General features: G+C 37.0%; 2 protein-coding genes. One reads left to right on the forward strand and one right to left on the reverse strand.

Translation table 11 applies throughout. From position 1 onward, the window contains the following. A partial coding sequence (locus tag QZ562_RS20840; protein ID WP_293764601.1) for a T9SS type A sorting domain-containing protein occupies positions 1-994 on the forward strand: 994 nt, incomplete at its 5' end. A 539-nt stretch (positions 995-1,533) separates the two neighbouring features. Here the strand turns inward: QZ562_RS20840 and QZ562_RS20845 are convergent. Next, complete coding sequence (locus tag QZ562_RS20845) at positions 1,534-2,505, reverse strand: IS110 family transposase (protein ID WP_293764603.1); 972 nt, start codon at positions 2,503-2,505, stop codon at positions 1,534-1,536. Between the last annotated feature and the right edge of the window lie 269 nt (positions 2,506-2,774).

The raw sequence follows: 2,774 nt of genomic DNA on the forward strand, positions 1-2,774 counted from the left end.
GTCAAAAACAGATCAGGCCGCTGAAGGCATGACGCGTTCAATTCCTTTTGGGAAACAGTCATTTTGTCCTATTCTAGCCCTTAAGCAGTGGCTAGACAGCGCAAACATTATATCAGGCCCTATTTTTCGCTCGATTAATCGCTGGGATCAAATTAGCGATCAGCCACTTAAGCCTGGATCTGTGAACCATATACTCAAAGCTTTAGGCGCTGAATGTGGTTTTGATTTTATCTCAGAGCTAAGTAGCCATAGTTTTCGGCGGGGACTATCGACCTCTGCAGCTCGAGATAACGTAGATTTTGCACTGATTAAAAAGCAAGGGGGATGGAAAAGTGACGGTACTGTTTGGACTTTTGGTAGAAATGATAAGGGTCAATTGGGTAACCCCACATCAAGTAAAATTCCTGTTCAGGTAGCATCGCTTAGCGGAGTTAAGGCAAATGCTTGTGGAGCAGCACATACGCTCGCGTTGAAAAACGATGGCAGTGTGGTAGCTTGGGGATATAATTTTGATGGGTATTTAGGCGATGGAACCAAGAATAGTAGCTATGTGCCTGTGAATGTGGGGTCGCTTACTAATGTTAAAGAGGTTGCGTGTGGAGACTATAATTCAATGGCAATACAACTAGATGGGACGATATGGACTTGGGGTCAAAATAGCTATGGACAATTGGGGAACGGCTCATCTACTTCAAGCAATGTACCTATTTCACTTTCTAAGCTGTGCCCTGCTACTGGAAATGTAACGGATGCAGAAGACTCGTTTACCGCGAATGTATTTCCGAATCCAGGGTTGGGAATTTTTAATATAACACTAAGTACTTCTGCTGCTGATATTGAGGTGTATGACCCAATGGGCAAATTGATAGTAAGTCAAAAAATGGAAGGGAAAACTTCTTCCATAGATTTATCAGAATTTAGCAGTGGTATTTATCAGATTAGGGTTTTGCAAAACGGAACTATTCAAAGCAATCAAAAAGTAGTTAAATTATAATTCGTAGCTACTTAAATTCATATCAAACGGATTTGCTATTCAGGTTAATTGGCTTCATATCAAATCCGTTTTTTTGCTGATTAAACTAATAATACACAGCAGTAATCACCGCTAGTTGTAAATCACTTAGCGATTTTCAAATTGATTTTATTAATAGCCAACTTCAACTGTTCCTGAGTCCCTTGTACTACCAATTTAGTTTTTAAGTGTCGTATACATAAATTGAGTTTATCGAAGGTTTGTAAAGGCGAAAAATCACAATACTTGTCACCCTGAGTTCATCGAAGGGTATGGTATTCCTCCATAGGCGGACACGTATTTTTTAACGAATAGAAATCGAGTGAAAAACGATTTATATGCGGCAATTGAAAGCTATTTTGTATTGTGTTAAAATGCAAACGATTTGTTAGTTTTGTTTTACAAAATAGGAAAACTTATGGCGATGTATTGAACCGAAGTTTATCTTGTATAGTGAGGGTTCTGCTCTCACTATTTTTTTGCTTTGCAAAAAGCAAAACAGGAAAAGCTTTAGCTTAATATTACCCGATGTTTTTACTTTTAAAAGTTGATTTGTACTCATCGTCATAAGGTAGACCAGATTTGGCAATAGCGAATACTTGTTTGATTAACTTGTTGGCTACGGCGATTAATGCTACTTTTTTTGGCTTTCCCTTTGCTAAGAGCCTTTCGTACAGATTTTTACAAGAGGTGTTGCACCTAGACGCTTGGAGACTGCACATATAAAGTTTCTTACGAACCAATGGGTTGCCCATTTTAGATATTTTACCAGACCCATTAATACTGGTTCCCGAGGATGTTTCTGTAGGGGCTAAGCCAAAATATGAAGAGAGTTGTTTTGCATTCTCAAAATCTTCAAAGCCACCAGATGCCATGATTATTAGAGATGCCGTTCGTTTTCCTATCCCTTTTATTGATAAAATGTTTTTTAGCATTTCTGGCTTATAGCTTGCTGTCAAATCATCTGCTGTCTTTTGTAGCTCTTCTATAGAAACAGAAACAGTCTCTATTTGATCTAGTACAGAATTTACTAAAGACTTTGGTGCCTTCTTTATTTTCAAAGCATCCAATTTGTTTTTTAGTCCAGACCTAAATTCAATATACTGTTCAAGTACTTGGCAAATATCTTTAACCTCCTCTACTTCTTTAGGAGCTGGTTTCCATAGCTTTACCTCTTGATTTTGAGCATAAAGTGATATCATCTTTGCATCTGCCTTGTCTGTTTTGTTTCGTTGCAAGTTCATCTGTGAAAAACGCTTAATTCGAAGAGGATTAACCACGGAAATAGCGACAGATTTAGTGTGTAGAAATCTAGCTAACTCCAAGTGATAGATACCTGTGGATTCCATAACACATAAGCTCTCTTTACAAATGTTTTTACTAAACTCTTTGAAACCTCGCTTATCGTTGCTATAACGAGAGTGTTTACCTTCTTGATCAACAGTATCAAAAGTTAACTTTGAAATGTCGATTCCATAATAATTGCTGTGCATAATTGTTCATCTTACGAAAGAACGATGTTAGGTAATCCTCCAACCTGAAAACGGGATCTATGTCCTAATGTATTGTTCGAATTTAAATAACAAAAGAGAGGGGACTATCAAAATTGATAAACTTCTTGTCTATTGGTATTAGCAGCCTTACTCCTCTATTATTCTTTCTAGTTTTTTGTTCTAATAGAACAAAATTCAAACTTAGGTTTCTATTACTTATGAAATCTTTAAGTATTCTTTAAGACATGTAAATCATTGAAGTCATACTA

Source organism: uncultured Paraglaciecola sp., assembly GCF_913058035.1.
Taxonomy (GTDB): Bacteria; Pseudomonadota; Gammaproteobacteria; order Enterobacterales; family Alteromonadaceae; genus Paraglaciecola.